This window comes from Paenibacillus macerans (assembly GCF_050565405.1).
Taxonomy (GTDB): Bacteria; Bacillota; Bacilli; order Paenibacillales; family Paenibacillaceae; genus Fontibacillus; species Fontibacillus macerans_B.
The window spans coordinates 24,490-40,501 of record NZ_JBNYYG010000035.1 but is presented as its reverse complement, the minus strand read 5'-3'; the positions used below and the strand labels follow the sequence as shown (position 1 = coordinate 40,501).

Here is a 16,012-nt window from a genome sequence, read left to right as displayed (position 1 = left end):
TATTTATTTATCACACTGACCTATCCATAAAGAGGTAACATTCAAATGCTGCTGTTTGGTAAAATAAGCCGGTTTGAACGACCTCTCAAACAACTTAAAACTAGGATACTGTAAATTCCCAGCGAAGACAAGGGCACAATATACAGGTTTCCGCCCTCCATGCTAAAATAATTAAATGATGTTCAATTCTTGGAAGAAGGTGTCGACATTGAAAAAAATCGGATTTATCGGCCTGGGAACGATGGGCGCTCCCATGGCTTCGAATTTGCTTAAGGCGGGTTATGAAGTCATCGTCTACAACCGGACGGGAGCCAAAAGCGCTCCCCTCGCGGAACAAGGCGCTGCCGTTGCCGCTTCCCCCAAGGAAGCCGCGGCTGCAGCCGACGTCGTCATCACGATGGTCAGCAACGACGCTTCTGTCACCGCCATCTATGAAGGTCAGGACGGCGTGCTGGCCGGACTTCGCCCGGGCGTTACGGTCATCGACTGCTCCACGATCTCGCCCGCGCTCGTGCGGAAGCTGGCGGAGCAGGTAGGCTCGCTGGGCGGCGCCTTTCTGGACGCTCCTGTCACCGGCAGCTCGCCGGCCGCCATCGACGGCACGCTGGTGTTTATGATCGGCGGCGCGGCGGACACGCTGGCACAGGTCATGGACCTGTTCGACACGATGGGCAAAAAGGTGCTGCACATGGGCGAGAACGGCAGCGGTGCCGTTGCCAAGCTGGCCCATAACACGATTGTCGGCATCAACAATCTGGCGCTGATCGAAGGCTTTGCCATCGCCGCCAAATCCGGGCTGCCGGCCGACGCGTTCCTCGAGCTCGTGCAGCTTGGTTCCGCAGGGAGCAAGGCCGCGGAGCTCAAAGGCCGCAAAATCATCGAGCACGATTATACGAACCAGTTCTCGCTGGCGCTGATGCTCAAAGACCTTAAGCTCGCCTCCTCGCTGACCGACGGCTCCGGCATCCCGGCTCCGATGCTGAACTTGGCCAAAAGCCTGTTCCAGGCCGGAGAGACGCAAGGTTACGGCGATGAGGATCTGTCCTCCGTCGCCAAGCTATACGAGGCCTGGATCGGCCAAAGCATCGGCGGCAAGGAACAGTAAGACGATTACGATGAACATAAAGGCAGGTCCAGCGTTAGCCGCTGTGACCTGCCTTTTGTTTTGCGGCTATTCGCCTTGAGCTAGACTCCCGCTCCATAGGAACAGCAGTAGTCGGTGACGCTTCGCACTTCCAGCTTGAAGGAAGACTGCGCGGGAACGGTGAACGTCCCGCGTCCGCTGATTTCTCTCCAAAGCGTTTCGCCCGGCAGCAATACCTTAAGTTCTCCGGAGAGAATGTCCATCACTTCGAGCGAATCGGTGCCGAATTCGTATTCCCCGGGGAGCATGATCCCCAGCGTGATTTTGCTACCGTCCGGTAGCCATACGGTCCGGCTCGTAACTTTACCGTCGAAATAAATGTTGGCTTTCTTGTCTACGGTCACATTTTGCAATTGCTGCGTCACGTTCCCCTCTCCTTTCGCTTTCCCGTCTATTAATGGTTGAACTTGTACTATGATTAATTCAATTGGGCTTTCACGTGTTTCACGACGTTTTCGACGGTGAAGCCGTATTCTTCGATCACTTTATCTCCAGGCGCGGATGCCCCGAACTTGTCGATGCCGATGACTGAGCCCTTCTCACCTACGAAACGCTCCCATCCGAACGAATGCGCCATTTCCACGCCTACGCGGGCTTTGACGTCCGGCAATATGACGGAGTCTTTGTAAGCTTGATCCTGCTTGTCGAACAGATCCCAGCTCGGCAAGCTGATAACGCGCACATGAATGCCTTCTTCCGCCAAAGCCGCTTGCGCTTTAACCGCCAGCTGCACTTCGGAGCCCGTCGCAATGATTTGCGCAACCGGTTTGCCGTCCTTCGCCTCGGATACGACGTATCCGCCGCGCTTCACGCCTTCGCGCGCCGCTTCGGCCGTTTTCTCCAGGATCGGCAGGTTTTGGCGAGTCAACACCAGCGCGACCGGATTCGCTTTATTTTCCACCGCATAAGCCCATGCCGCCGACGTTTCGTTGCCGTCCGCCGGACGGATGACCGTCAGGCCCGGGATGATGCGCAGGGAAGCCAGCTGTTCGATCGGCTCATGCGTAGGGCCGTCTTCGCCGACGGCGATACTGTCATGCGTCAGCACGTAAGTGACCGGCAGCTTCATCAGCGCGGACAAACGAACGGCCGGACGCAGATAGTCGGTAAAGACGAAGAACGTGCCGCCGAATACTTTGAGGCCGCCATGCAGCATGATGCCGTTCATTGCGGCCGCCATGCCGAACTCGCGTACGCCGAAGTACAGGTTGCGGCCGTCGCGGGTTTCCGGCGTGTACATCGCCAAGTCGTTCAAATGCGTCATCGTCGAGCTTTCCAGGTCGGCGGAGCCGCCCAGCAGCTGCGGCACGTTCGAAGCGAGTCCGTTCAGCGCGTTGCCGGAAGCCACGCGAGTGGAGACCGCTTTGTCCGAAGCGCTGTATTTAGGCAGCTTTGCATCCCAACCGGAAGGCAAATCGCCGGCGATCGCTTGCTCGAATTGGGCGGCCAGCTCCGGATTTTGGGCTTTGTACTTCGCAAACGTTTCTTGCCAAGCTTGGTATGTCGCGATGCCGCGTTCTTTCACTTTGGCAAAATGCTCGCGCACTTCTTGCGGAACATAGAAATCTTCTTCATAGACCCATTTGTAGAACTCTTTGGTCAGCTTGGCTTCCTCGGAGCCCAGCGGGGAACCGTGCGTGCCGCCATGGCCGCCTTTGCCTTGCTTGTTCGGACTGCCGTAGCCGATGACCGTTTTCACTTCGATCAGCGTCGGACGTTCCGTATCGCGTTTTGCTTCTTCGATGGCCACTTCGATCGCCGCGAGGTCGTTGCCGTCCTCCACGCGCAGCGTTTGCCAGCCGTAAGCTTCGAAACGTTGTCTTACATTCTCCGAGAAGCTGAGGTTCAGCTTGCCGTCGAGAGAGATATCATTGGAGTCGTACAGGAAAATCAATTTGCCGAGCTTCAGGTGCCCGGCGAGCGATGCCGCTTCGCTGGCAACCCCCTCCATCAAATCCCCGTCGCCGCAAATGCCGTACGTATAGTGGTCGACGATTTTCAGATCGCCTTTATTGTAAGTCGCCGCCAGTTGGGTTTCCGCAAGCGCCATCCCGACGGCCATGGCCAGACCCTGGCCCAGCGGTCCGGTCGTCGCGTCCACGCCGGCCGTATGCCCGAATTCCGGATGGCCCGGCGTTTTGCTGCCCCATTGGCGGAATTGCTTGATTTCTTCCATCGGCAAATCATAGCCGGACAAGTGCAGCAGACTGTAAAGCAACATAGAGCCGTGGCCGGCGGACAATACGAAACGGTCGCGGTTGACCCACGTTGGTTCATCGGGATTATGATTCATCGTTTTGGCGAACAATTGATAGCCCATCGGCGCGGAGCCCATCGGCATGCCGGGATGGCCGGATTTGGCCTTCTCGATCGCATCGATCGCCAACGTACGGATCGTCGTAATCGACAGGTTATCGATCGTGTTATTGTTGTCTGAAAGTGGCATTCCTTGATTCCTCCTTATTAATGAAAAGATCCTTGAAAACCATGAAACTTTACTTCGCGATTACAAAACAATCATTTTGAAAAAATCATTTTGACTTTATCTATTGTAACACTTCCTTTTTCCCTTTACCAGACCATTATTCCCATCCGCCCCTCCTGAAATTACCTTTTTTCCATTTTACCTGCAAGGTCAACGGCAAAAGTCATTGCCCACGGCGAACATATGTTCTATAATATCATTATCAAATGCACCCAGATTCGGCCACTTATCGAAAACAGGAGGCGTATGTTCATGTTAACCCGAATTCCTACTCCCTTCAGCTATTCCTCGGCTGTAGCCGCCGGAGACTACATTTTCTTAGGGCTGCACCGAGGTTACGGTGACGGCTTCACCGCGCAAATCCACGATGCGTTCACCCATCTTCAGGCGACCTTATCCGAATGCGGGTGCCCCTTGGACCGGCTGGTCAAAGTGAATGTGTATCTCAAACACATTAAGGATTTGCCCGAAATGGAAAAAGTATTTTTCGATTACTTCGGCAAAGATCAATTTCCCGCCCGCATGACTTCCACCACGGAATTCATTGACAGCGACTGCCTGCTGATGATCGATGGAGTGGCTTATCGAGGGGACCTGTAGGATCCAATCGCCAAAAAAACCGGCACCATGGTCTATATGTCCATGATGCCGGTTCTTGTTCGATCAGTCGGTTAGTTAAACACGACCGTTTTGTTCTGGTGCACCAGAATCCGGTCCTCGATGTGCCATTTCACGGCCCGGGCCAGCACGACGCGTTCGATCGTCCGGCCGATCCGCTTCAGCTCGCCGACATCGTCGCGATGGCTGACGCGCTGCACGTCCTGCTCGATGATCGGTCCGCCGTCCAGCTCCTCCGTCACATAATGCGCGGTGGCGCCGATGATTTTCACCCCGCGGTCGTACGCTTGAGCGTACGGTTTGCCGCCTACGAAGGCCGGCAGGAACGAATGGTGGATGTTGATCAGCCGATTGCGGTACGGTTCGATCAGGGCCGGAGAGACGATTTGCATGTATCTCGCCAGCACGATCAGATCGACCTTGCCGTTCACGACCTCCAGTTGTTTCTGCTCGGCTTCGCGTTTCGTCTCCGGGGTAACCGGGATGTGGTAATACGGGATGCCAAAAGACTCCACGTACTCCTTCATGTCCGGATGATTGCTGACGACCATGGAAATCTCCGCGTCCAGGTCGCCCGCCTGCCACTGCCACAGCAGCTCGACGAGGCAATGGTCCTCCTTGGACACGAAGATCGCCAGTTTCTTTTTGCGACTGAGCTGATACAGGTTCCAATGCATGCGGAACTGAGCGGCGATCGAGGCAAAATCGTTCCGCAGGCCTTCCACGCGCTCATGAAGAGCCTCCAGATCAAATTCGATCCGCATGAAGAACATCCCGCCTTCGGGGTCCATGGTATATTGGTCCGACTGTACGATGTTCGCGCCGTGTTCATGCAGGAATCGGGATACCGCAGCCACGATGCCCGGCCCGTCCGGACACGAAATCAGCATCCGCGCCCGGTTGTTCTCATAAGGTTTGACGGGTTGTCCGCCTGTTTTCATGTGCATATCCATTCCGGTCCAAATCCCCTTGCCCAAGTGATTTGCTATTTCTAGTTGCCGCTGGCAAACCAGGCGACCAAACGTTGATTGATCTGCTCTTCGGAAAGGTCCGGGAATAGGCCCGCTTCCATCACGAAGTCGTACAGCCGTTCCATCGGCTCGCGCGGGTCGGCTTTTTTCGCCTTGGCGTCGTTCTTAAGCACTTGCCAGGTATCGAGCACGAAGGAGCGGGAATGAATGTCCTGTTTGGCGAAAAAGTCGGATACCCGCTCCACGTCGTTCAGGAACGCTTCGCCGAAGCGTTCGGCCACGTCCCCGCGCAGCAACGCGATTTCCACTTCATACATCGGACGTTGGGTTTTCGGATCTTTGCCCACCCATGGCGTCTCCAGAATAAATGGACGGCCTTGCAGAGCTTCGTGATGCACCACGCGGCGGATCGCCTCAAAGCCGATCCAGCCCGAGCCGATCGGCGTATGGCGGTCTTTTTGCGCGCCGGCCGGGTTTTTGCTGTCGTTGATATGCACGACTTCGATCCGGTTCAATCCGATCGTCTCATCGAATTTCTTCAGAACCCCGTCCAAATCTCCTACGATATCGTATCCTGCATCATGGATGTGGCAGGTGTCGAGGCAAATCGTCAGCCGCTCGTTATGCTGCACCTTATCGATGATCTGCGCGATTTCCTCGAAGCTGCGCCCGATCTCCGTGCCTTTGCCGGCCATCGTTTCCAGGGCGATGCGGACCTCCGTTTCGTCCGTGCCGTTCAACACTTCGTTTAATCCTTCCGCGATGCGGGCAACGCCGTATTCGGCATCCTTGTCCGTAAACGCGCCGGGATGAAGCACGATATTGCGCACGCCGAGCGCATGGGTGCGGCGGATTTCCTCCTGCAGGAAATCGACGGCGAGCTGATAGGTGTTCGACTTGTAAGATCCCAGATTAATAATGTAAGGGGCATGCACGACGATTTCGCCGATCCCGGCTTCCTGCATCGCCAGTTTACCTGCTTCAATATTCATGGAATCGATCGGTTTACGCCGCGTATTCTGCGGAGCCCCGGTGTATATCATGAAGGAACTGGAGCCATAGGATGCCGCCTCGGCCGTGGCGCTAAGCAGGCCTTTGTCCGAGAACGAGACATGGGAACCAATTTTCAACATCTAATTCTTCCCCCTTTTGGACAGTAAATCGCTAAACAAACCTATTTTAGCTTGAATACTGAAATAAATAAAGAAATAAGGTATAATTTTAGCAGATTATCTCATATTTGAAACATTTAATTTCTACTATATGATATCTTAATCGTTAGCGAAAAGCGAAAAGTACTTTCGAGGTGATGAATCCAATGCTGCAAACGACCTTTTACCTTATAACCGCCCAAGGACCCAACCGCTGGTTTATGAACAGCATCGCGTTTTGGGGATTTGTGCTGCTCGGCATGATGGCGATCGGCGGCTTTTTCATGTTCCGTAAATTCCTCAAGGTGCTCCCCAAGGCCGACGGCATGTCCAAGCTGGATTGGCAGAACCACTGGGTCGAGCAAAGCCGCCATTTATGGAGCGACGAAGCCAAGGCATTCCTGGATCGGCTCGTCGAACCCGTTCCCGGACCGTTCCGGGATATCGCCAAGCATTCGATTGCGGCGGAAATCGGCAAGATCGCCATTCAGGAAAATGCCGCCGAAGTGACGCAGGAGCACTGCATCAAAGGGTATATCGTGGCTACGCCGAAACGCGATAACAAGTTCCTCGTCAACTTCCTGGAAAAAAACCAGATCGATTATCAGCCTTACCGCCATTTGCTAAACAAGTGATGGGGAGGGATTCGTTTCGTGAAAGCTGCCATATTCGGAGGTTCCGGGTTCATTGGGCGCGCGTTGACCGCTTATTGGCTGACCCTGGGGCATGAGATCATTATCGTGACCCGCGATAAAGCGGGAAAAAAATCGCGATTGTCGCCACCCGTCGCTTCCGGCTCTTTGACCTATGCAACCTGGGCTGAAACTGAAGCGGAGCCGGCCTTGCTGGAGGGCGTCGAGACCTTCGTCAATCTCGCCGGTGCCACGTTGAACCAGCGTTGGTCGCGGGAGGGCAAGCGTCGGATCCTGGAATCCCGGCTGAAGTCTACGCAGGCGGTAGGGCGCGTCGTGGGGCGCTTGAAGCGCAAACCAGCCCTGATCGTGCAGGGGTCCGCGGTCGGGATTTATGGGACCTCAAGGACGGAAACGTTTGATGAGGGCTCCATGACGGCAGCGGCTGACGCCGATTTCCTGGCCGAAGTGACCGCCGCGTGGGAGGCGGCCGCAGATCAAGGATTCGAATTCCCCGGAATCCGCCTGGTGAAGCTGCGCACCGGGGTTGTGCTGGGCAATGGCGGAGGAGCTTATCCGTTGATGCGACTCCCCTTCCTCCTCGGCGCCGGCGGCGGCATCGGCAGCGGTCAACAGTGGGTTCCCTGGATTCATCTGCGGGACGTCGTAGCGTTGATCGATTTTTGCGTGAGGCAGCCTAGCATGAGCGGCCCGGTTAATGCGGTTAGTCCGCAGCCGGTCACGAATGTGCAGTTTGGCCGCGTCGTGTCCCGTATTCACCGCCGTCCTTACTGGCTCCCCCTGCCGGGTTTTGCGCTCCACGCCGCGTTGGGGGAGATGTCAATGCTGCTGCTCGAAGGGCAAAAGGTCATCCCGACGGCTGCGCTTGAAGCTGGATTCGTTTTTGCTTATCCGGCTTTGGAGGCGGCCGTTCAAGACTTGAAGAAATAGACGCATAACGGCCCGGAGGCTTGAAAGATCAAGCTCCGGGCCGTTGCTTTTGCGTATTGGCCGCCCCCCGCTCAAACGCGGGACTTGGACAGCAGGTACAGGAAGTAAGGCGCTCCGACGACCGCTACCACGATGCCCGTCGGAATTTCCGCCGGTTGCAGTACCCACCGTCCCAGCGTGTCGCCGACGATCACCAGCAGACCCCCGGCCAGTGCGGAAGCCGGCAGCAGGTATTCGTGCTTCGGTCCGACCAGCCGCCTTGCCAGATGCGGGGCAATCAAACCGACGAAGGAGATTCCGCCCCCCACGGCAACGCAGGAGCCGGTCAAGCCAACCGCAGCCGCTAAGAGGCCTAACCGCGAACGCTCTAGCGGAGTCCCTAAGCCGGTAGCGGTTTGGTCGCCCAAATTCAGGACGTTGAGCGCGCGTGCCTTGATAAATACATACGGCATCAGAACGATCAGCCAAGGGATCAGCGCGAGCACGTATTTCCAGGACGTCCCCCAAATGCTGCCGACCAGCCAAATTTGCAGCATTTGAAAGTTTTCCGGCCGCAGCCGCAGCTGCAGGACGATCATCGCGGCGTTAATGCCGGCCGCCACCGCGATCCCGACGAGCACCATCCGGATCGGAAGCAAGCCCACGTTTTTCTTGAACGACAGCACGTAAATCAGCGTCGCCGCCGCCGCTGCCCCAAGCAATGCCAGCACGGGCATCAGAAACACCGGCGCGTTCGCCGTGGTTGGATAAAAAGAGATAAACAACGTGACGAACAGACCTGCGCCGGCATTGATGCCCAGCACGCCCGGATCGGCCAGCGGATTGCGCGAAATCCCTTGGAAAATACAGCCCGCCACCGCCATCCCCATCCCGATAAATACGGATATGACGATCCGCGGCAGACGAAACTCGTACAAAATCAATTCCTGTTTCTCCGTGCCCATGCCGAACAACGTGCGGAATACGTCCATTGGAGAGAGGCGGATATAACCGGTATTCATGCTGAAGATAAATACGCCAATAATCAAAATGGCGAGAACGGCCATAACGATATAAGCCTTGCGGGCCCTTTGCCGCAAATGCAGCGGCGCTTCGATGCGGTTCATTCCAATCCCCCCTTCTGTTTCAGTGCCAGATAGAGGAAGAACGGCACCCCGATCACGGCAATCAGCGCCCCGATCGGCGTCTCGTGCGGCGGATGGACCATCCGGGCCAAAATATCCGCAAACACCATCAATAAGCTGCCGAGCAGCGCCGAAGAGGGAATCACCCAGCGGTAATCGACACCGACGAGGAAGCGGGCGACGTGCGGGATCATCAAACCGACGAACCCGATGGCCCCGACGATGGAAACGGCGCTGCCGGCAAGGACCAGGACGATGATCAGCCCTACCGCTTTGATCAGTTTCGTCCTTTGGCCGAGTCCGGTAGCCACCTCTTCCCCGAGGCTAAGCAGGGTAATGGATTTGGACAACAGCAAGGCGCCAAGCAAACCGGCGAACACCCACGGTGACACCAGCTTGATTTGCAGCCAGTTCGCCCCGGAGATTGCTCCGGCATACCAAAAAGCAAGGTCTTGTCCGATCTTGAAATAAATCGCTATGCCTTCGCTGATCGCGGTCAGCAGCATGCTGACGGCCGCGCCCGCCAGGGTAAGGCGGACCGGGGATATGCCCCCTCTGGACAGCGAACCGATCCCGAACACGAGCCCCGCGCCCATCCCGGCGCCGATGAACGAATAAAACATGGTCATCAGAAACGAAGTGCCCGGCATCAGCGCAAAACAAATGGCCAGCGCCAGGCCGGCCCCCGAGTTCAAACCGAGCAGGCCGGAATCCGCCATCGGGTTGCGGGTCATGCCTTGCATGATCGCCCCCGCCACGGCCAGCGCCGCGCCGATTAACGCGGCAGCCAAAGCCCGCGGCAGCCGCAGCTCCATGATGATTTGATGCTGGGTCTGATCGGCTTGAAAATGGAACAACGCATCCCAGACGGTGGCCAGCTTAATATCGGCCGCCCCGACGGAAATCGAGAGGCTGACCGCAAATAAGAGCAAGGCCGCTCCGCCGAATAAAATCAAGGTTGCTGCAATCGGACGCGAACGATATCGCGGCTTGGAATATTGGGTTATTGCCGACATGTCGAGAACCATCCTTTAATCAAATTTACAGAGGCATAAGGCCAAAATGCATGTAATTGAGAATCATTCTCGTCAATTATACCCGCTTTTTCTTCGAGAATCTACGGTTGATCCGAATTTTGATTTATGAAATTCGTACGATATCGGCGTAAAACCTATGTATAAGCTTATAAGGAACTCGTTGGATAGATGATCCTAAAGAGCCTGCATGGGCTAATTACGACTCCATGCCTAATTTGAAGGAGGCATCAGCCAGCGCGAAAACGTCTCCGGGTTCAAGCGCATACTCCTTGTAAGGAGCGATCAGCTCTCCCTTTAGCCTGGTGCCGTTCTTGGAACCAAGGTCCTTGAGGAAGCATCCTTTGGCGGTGACCATGACCTCGGCATGGGCGCGGGAGACCCCGGCCGTATTCTCGACATACTGAACGATCTCCTCGGATCGGCCGATCACGAAGCTACCCGGCAGCATTGGAATGCGATCGGGCCTTGCACCGGCGGAATCGTACCGCTCCAAATAATAACGCGCGGTTCGCCCGCTGTCTCTTCCCTGCTCCTGAAGCATGGACCTGCTTAACATTACCGTAGGCGGAGTCGGAGGGGAATCCGGACCTTGCTTGTCCCAGGTAGGAATGTCGGGCTGCAGAGGCAGATCTTCCTTCTCCTGCCTGGATGCGGGAGCAAACAACGAGGACATGGGCCGGATAGCCATCATATCGTCCAGAACGTCTCCGGCAGTTGGAACAGACTGAACTGGCGTAACTGACGAGACTGACGAACCTGACGGAGCCGGGGCCACGAGGTCATCATAAGGGCGCCCCGCAAAAGCGGCTGGCGCAGGCAAATTCGAAGCGAACGGGACCATGCTGCCCCTAACATCCGAATCTTCAAGTACAGCGGAAAGCTCCGGCGCCCCCAAGCCCGCTCCTACGCCCGTCACGGCTAATCTATTGCGCCATAACCAGAATGCCCCCATAACCAGCACCAGCGTAACCGCTATACCGGTGAACAAACTTAACCTGCCGGGGCGGTCCAGATAGAGAAACTTCCAGCACAGCGCATCGGCCAATATCACGCCAAGCACAAAATAAGTTTTTTTGATCGGCGGTTTGGTCCGGCCTTCCTCATCCATCCCCAGCCATGGTTCCTGCCCGTCGACGCCTGCGCCCCCGGTTCCGGCTCCGCCTCCGTTGAAATAAGCCGCCCCGGAACCGTCAGGCGTCTCAGCCGGCAAATATTCCTTGATGACCGTTGAACGTTCGAAGGATACGGCTTGATCCCCCGGCATGGATCCCTGCCGTTGAAATTGCGAAAATTTCCTCTGAAGCTCCCGGTCATTCCCCTGATTCCGGACATCCCGCCTTGCCGAAGCGGCCTGTTTCAAACCGGGATTCGTCCGGCCGGCCGCCACAGCACCATCCTCTCCATCTTGTTCCCCGGACAACCTTTGTAATAGCATCTTTTTGAGCTCACCCAAGGAAAATAGCTCATCGCCGCAAAAACGGAGCAATTGCTGGATCCCGTCGCCTTCGACCCGGGAAACGCAGGTGATCAGCCGAGTGATCAGAGCGATCAGCGTTTGGGCGAGGGGCGCTTTGCCCTGCGGCTCTTTCCAGGGCACGTACGAAAAATGAAGGATGCCGCAGGATAACGGTTCCTCCACAAAAATATGCTCTTCGTCGAGTAAAAAATGGGCCGGAGCCAGCATATACCTTTTGCAATCCTCCAGCATGCAGACCACCTGCAGCAGCAGGCTGTAGAACTCCGGCATGTCGATCTTGTCGCACTTCAGACATTGGGACAGCATTCTTTTGCCGGTAATGTCGTAATGCAAGCTGACCTCGAAATCGACCTCGCGAATATCCAGCCGTAACAGGTTAGGCACCGATACCGCCGCCAGCATGGCGCGTTGAACGCGGTTCAGATGATCCGCACGCAGCCCCTCCCTGGCCTTTAAAATCATATAAGTCCCGCCGTCTCTGACAAAATCGGCATATAGCTCCGGCATGTCTCGCCCCTCCCTTGTTAGAAATAATAAACCGACAGAATCGCTCCCGGCAGCACCGCCAACATGAACGGAAACTGCAATTGACCCTTGGCCGTTGCCTGGATGGGGGTCGCACTGCCCAGCATCGCCGCCCCCAAAATACTGCCGGCAACCCGCCGAAGCCGCTCCCACGTCTCCCGTCGCCAAATCAAAATAACGAGCCCGATGCAGCCCGCAGCCAAAATCGAATACATCATCGTTGACAAGGTAAGGGCGACGCCGGTCCACGCTCCAATTCCAGCAAACAGCTTTACGTCGCCTCCCCCTACGGCCCGCAGCAAATACAGCACGAACATCAGCACGAACCCGGCCGCGGACCCCTTCAGCGCAAACCAGGTGCCGCTCCAGCCATCCGCCAGGGTATGGCACAACAAGCCGGTAGCCAACCCCGATACCGTAATGGCATTAGGGATTTTCATCGTTTTTAGATCCGTGGCGAATGCCGCGATCAACATGAGAAAGCACCCCCAATATTCCCAGGCCATTAGACCACCCTTCCTTTCATCCGCTATTTCGGGCTCGCGACCTCGAATTGCGCCGTCGTGCGCGAGCCATTCCCCGTTTCGATCACAAAACTCCACGTCCCCGGCGTGGTATTTCCCCCAACCAGCCAATTCCAGGTTACGATCCCTTCGTCATCCGCAGCAGCCTCACCCAAATATTTGGCTTGGCTTACTCCGCTTTTGTAATAGACGGTCAGCTTGGCGGTTGTTCCCGGTGCAATCCGGGCCTTTATCGCGGCCCGATGCCCGGCATATGCCGGATCGGGTTTGGAGAGAATGACCGCCGCTTGTCCCGGTTGTCCGTCACCCTCTCCATCCGCAGAATTCAGCTCCCCGGTATCCCCAATCCATAAACGTTCTTCCGCTCTGGTTTGCAGTACGGCTTTGCGCCCCGTAAACGGTACGCTGATCGGCAACTCATAGCTCAGCTCCAGCCCGAAATACGGTGGTTTGCCCGTTCGCAAATCGGGAATCGCCACCCGGCTGACGTGCAAATGCTCTTCCTCGAGCAAGGTTCCCTGCAAAAAGGGCCGCAACAACGGCTTCACAAGCGGGTCCAGGACGCTTTCCGCCGCGCTGTTCTTGAGTTCCTGCAGCGGCTCGTCCCCTTTGCGGGCGGCCTCCGTCACCCAGTCCGACAACGGGGACGGCAGGGAATCGGCGTACTGGTCCGCCCACTGTTCCATGGACAAGCCGGGCATCTCCCAAGCAAATGGCGAACCAGTTCCCGTCTTGGCATCCCCTTGCCCCTGACCGGCCGGGTCCTGGGACGGCTCGCTGCCTTGCTCTTGCGCAGAACCCTGGGCAGTAGCCGCAAGCGCTACGGGATACATATGCGCGGCGACCTGTTTGACGGCGTTGGATGCCGCAGTATGCAGCTGGTTCACCAACAACGTCATATGCAGCATATAAATGAACCAAAACAGCACCAGAACAAATACCGGCGTCACCAGGGCGGCCTCAAGCACGATACTGCCCCGGTCCCGGTTCCCTGAGTTCCGACGCCGGGACACCCCGATGCGGCGGCGTCTGCGTCCGCGCAAACCGTAGGTATGCCGGAGCGAGTACAGGAACAACCAGCTCCGGCGGTTAATACGAAAAGTCCGCTTGCTTGGAGACATCATATCGGCTTCCTTCCACATTTCCTTTCACCACGCTGGCGGACCCCATCGCCTTGATCACCCCCGGCAGGAACCATAAGGGTATCGCCACCGTAACGTTCCCCTTCGCATAAGTCATCCGCTCCGAAGTATCGATCCCGGTATTCATGCCAATGACGGCCAGCATCCGCGAAAGCCTGTTGTCGCTTCGTCCATGCAGAAGCAAAAACAAACGCAAATGATCGCGGTACGTCAACTTCACCTGGAAATAATCACTCAACGGGATTTGGCCCTCGCGAGTTAAAGCGATCATGTCTTGCAGCGCATGCTGCGCTCCGTATAGCAGCGCTGAGGCCAGAATCAATAACGGGTTCCCTTTGGCTCCGTTTTTGATCAGGCCCTCCATCGTCCGAATCGCCAAACGCAGCGTAAAGATCTCCCCGAAAGCGGCGGCGATATTCCCCGCCGGATGATGAAAGCCGTACAAGATATACTCCACTTCCTGATGCTCCGGAGCTAGCTGACCGCGGATGGTATCCCATGCATCCTGATCCATCCCCCCTTTTCCTTCCATCAGACCTTTCAGCGTGCTCACGTCCACATAATCAAAATAGCTCGCGATATACTCCGTCTGGTACACATTGTCCGTCATGCCTTTCATAAAACCGGACAAGCCGCCGTATAAGCCGTCCACTCCGTTCATCGCCGCGCTGCCGGCTTGGTACGGGTCGCCGTCCAATAACGCTTGAACCTCTCCGCCTTCCGAAGTTGAACGGTTTAGCGACAAGTTGGCTTCATAATCCGCTTCCAATCGGTCGAACCGCGCCTGATGCTCCTGCAATTGGCCCTTAAGTGCGGTGATTTGCTCCAACAGCCCGGCCGCTTCTTTGAGTTTGGCCCCGGCTGCCTGTTCTGCCGCTTTGCGTTCCTGATCATGGGAACGATGGGCCGCCAACCGCTGTGCATTCGCATTCAACAGGTTCCCCTGCCCAGGATCCACAAATTGCCGCATATAGGCATCGCATTCCGTCCCGGCTTTGCCGACGGCCGATTTGAACGCATCGGAAGAGGCGGATGCCGATAAAACCGCTCCTTCCTGCGCCGCGAGTGTCATGATAGCGGCATGCAGCCGCTGAAAAGCGGCCGCTTGCCGATCAATATTGCCTTCGAGATCCGCAAACAACTCCTCGGGCAACAACAACGAGTCGCTTTGCGCGCGGATCTCGGCAATTCCGCCTCCATCGCCAACCTGGTTATCGCCTTGCGTGCTTGGGGCGGCCGTTACCTCGTTATATCCCTCCTGTGCAGCCCGACGTTCCGCTTCTTCAATCGTCCGCCGCATCTGCTCGTTGATTTGCCGCACCTCCGAGAGCCCTTCCCTGGCTTGCGGCAAAAGCGCTGCATGCTGCTGCTCGGCCTTCCGGCCGTTCCTTTGCAAGCGGGCAAACGCACTCCCCGTGCCGGAACGGTACCGTTGGAGTTCTATCGTATACATTCGCTCCAACGGCGGCCTGCCTTCATCCTCTGCGGATTTGCGTTCGTAATCGGCATACTGCGCCGCGCCATCGGCCAGCGACTCGATATCGCCGTCCAGATTCGCATCTCCGATCCAGCGGCCGGAGCTCCGCGGCAGCAAAGAGGAGAGGGCTTCCGCCGTTCGGGCCGCTTCCCGCTGTTTAGCCAGCAATTCATCGAGCAACGCCTCCCGCCGATCGTACAGCTTCTGCAGCTTCCCAAGCAGGTCCACCGTGGTCGAAGCTTCCTTCATGACTTGAGCCATCGGCTTGAAGCGATTTACGATTTCGATCGTGACATCGATCGGCGCCCGGTATTTCATCTGCTCCCCGATCTGCCGTTCGATAACCGCGTAAGTCCCGATCGGACGAAGCAGTTCCACGGAAGACGAATCCAGCCTGGCGTCGAGCAACTGCAGGCTATCGCTTCGCCTTACCAATTCGAATTGGTCCTGCAATACCTTGGACATAATGTAGTTTCCGTCCGTCTCCCCATAGGCGAACAATCCGTATTGCTCAGACAGCTCGCGGTCGTAGGCGGACATGACGGACCGGGAAGCCGCATGGACCAGCGCCTCCGCTTTTGCCTGCAAGGCAAACATCCTGGAAAAATCTATGAAGATGGCTACAAAAGCAAAAACCGCCGCAAAGATCACGATAAAAAACACCGTTACCGCCCCTTGCTCCGAATGCCCCGGTCGAAACAAACCGACGCGCCTCCTCTCTTCATCGCCGCACCTTTTCCGCTAAGCCGCCCGT

Annotated in this window: 14 protein-coding genes; 4 read left to right on the top strand and 10 right to left on the bottom strand. The window is 56.6% G+C overall.

Translation table 11 applies throughout. The features are described 5' to 3' along the window. Window positions 1-208 precede the first annotated feature (208 nt). Window positions 209-1,105 (top strand): NAD(P)-dependent oxidoreductase, encoded by an 897-nt coding sequence (locus ACQ4N8_RS18805; protein WP_430705885.1) that lies wholly within the window; start codon window positions 209-211, stop codon window positions 1,103-1,105. 80 nt (window positions 1,106-1,185) lie between these two features. On the opposite strand, the gene ACQ4N8_RS18800 is transcribed toward ACQ4N8_RS18805, so the two are convergent. After that, window positions 1,186-1,509 (bottom strand): pyrimidine/purine nucleoside phosphorylase, encoded by a 324-nt coding sequence (locus tag ACQ4N8_RS18800; protein ID WP_430705884.1) that lies wholly within the window; start codon window positions 1,507-1,509, stop codon window positions 1,186-1,188. A 53-nt stretch (window positions 1,510-1,562) separates the two neighbouring features. Continuing rightward, window positions 1,563-3,590 carry a transketolase gene (tkt, locus tag ACQ4N8_RS18795; RefSeq protein ID WP_430705883.1) on the bottom strand — a complete coding sequence of 676 codons (2,028 nt, stop codon included), beginning with the start codon at window positions 3,588-3,590 and terminating at the stop codon, window positions 1,563-1,565. A gap of 291 nt (window positions 3,591-3,881) precedes the next feature. On the opposite strand from tkt, the gene ACQ4N8_RS18790 reads away from it, so the two are divergent. Beyond that, a complete protein-coding gene (locus ACQ4N8_RS18790) occupies window positions 3,882-4,229 on the top strand; it encodes a RidA family protein (RefSeq protein WP_430705882.1) in 348 nt (115 codons plus the stop codon). 71 nt (window positions 4,230-4,300) lie between these two features. On the opposite strand, the gene purU is transcribed toward ACQ4N8_RS18790, so the two are convergent. Further along, a complete protein-coding gene (gene purU, locus ACQ4N8_RS18785; protein WP_430705881.1) occupies window positions 4,301-5,200 on the bottom strand; it encodes a formyltetrahydrofolate deformylase in 900 nt (299 codons plus the stop codon). 38 nt (window positions 5,201-5,238) lie between these two features. Continuing rightward, window positions 5,239-6,351 carry a deoxyribonuclease IV gene (locus ACQ4N8_RS18780; RefSeq protein WP_430705880.1) on the bottom strand — a complete coding sequence of 371 codons (1,113 nt, stop codon included), beginning with the start codon at window positions 6,349-6,351 and terminating at the stop codon, window positions 5,239-5,241. 185 nt (window positions 6,352-6,536) lie between these two features. Between ACQ4N8_RS18780 and ACQ4N8_RS18775 the strand changes: the two genes are divergently transcribed. Both ACQ4N8_RS18775 and ACQ4N8_RS18770 read left to right on the top strand, forming a co-directional pair. Further along, complete coding sequence (locus ACQ4N8_RS18775; RefSeq protein WP_430705879.1) at window positions 6,537-7,004, top strand: DUF2621 domain-containing protein; 468 nt, start codon at window positions 6,537-6,539, stop codon at window positions 7,002-7,004. A gap of 18 nt (window positions 7,005-7,022) precedes the next feature. Continuing rightward, window positions 7,023-7,952, top strand: a complete 930-nt coding sequence (locus tag ACQ4N8_RS18770; RefSeq protein ID WP_430705878.1) for a TIGR01777 family oxidoreductase — start codon at window positions 7,023-7,025, stop codon at window positions 7,950-7,952. 71 nt (window positions 7,953-8,023) lie between these two features. On the opposite strand, the gene ACQ4N8_RS18765 is transcribed toward ACQ4N8_RS18770, so the two are convergent. The 6 genes from ACQ4N8_RS18765 to ACQ4N8_RS18740 form a co-directional block, all read right to left on the bottom strand. Beyond that, window positions 8,024-9,058 (bottom strand): FecCD family ABC transporter permease, encoded by a 1,035-nt coding sequence (locus tag ACQ4N8_RS18765; RefSeq protein WP_430705877.1) that lies wholly within the window; start codon window positions 9,056-9,058, stop codon window positions 8,024-8,026. After that, window positions 9,055-10,092 (bottom strand): FecCD family ABC transporter permease, encoded by a 1,038-nt coding sequence (locus ACQ4N8_RS18760; RefSeq protein WP_430705876.1) that lies wholly within the window; start codon window positions 10,090-10,092, stop codon window positions 9,055-9,057. The genes ACQ4N8_RS18765 and ACQ4N8_RS18760 overlap by 4 nt, the downstream gene beginning before the upstream one ends. A gap of 217 nt (window positions 10,093-10,309) precedes the next feature. Continuing rightward, complete coding sequence (locus ACQ4N8_RS18755; RefSeq protein ID WP_430705875.1) at window positions 10,310-12,097, bottom strand: DUF6382 domain-containing protein; 1,788 nt, start codon at window positions 12,095-12,097, stop codon at window positions 10,310-10,312. A gap of 17 nt (window positions 12,098-12,114) precedes the next feature. Next, window positions 12,115-12,591 (bottom strand): A24 family peptidase, encoded by a 477-nt coding sequence (locus ACQ4N8_RS18750; RefSeq protein ID WP_430705874.1) that lies wholly within the window; start codon window positions 12,589-12,591, stop codon window positions 12,115-12,117. 53 nt (window positions 12,592-12,644) lie between these two features. After that, a complete protein-coding gene (locus ACQ4N8_RS18745) occupies window positions 12,645-13,760 on the bottom strand; it encodes a TadE/TadG family type IV pilus assembly protein (RefSeq protein WP_430705873.1) in 1,116 nt (371 codons plus the stop codon). After that, complete coding sequence (locus ACQ4N8_RS18740) at window positions 13,729-15,960, bottom strand: hypothetical protein (RefSeq protein ID WP_430705872.1); 2,232 nt, start codon at window positions 15,958-15,960, stop codon at window positions 13,729-13,731. Before ACQ4N8_RS18740 ends, ACQ4N8_RS18745 begins: the two co-directional genes overlap by 32 nt. Window positions 15,961-16,012 lie beyond the last annotated feature (52 nt).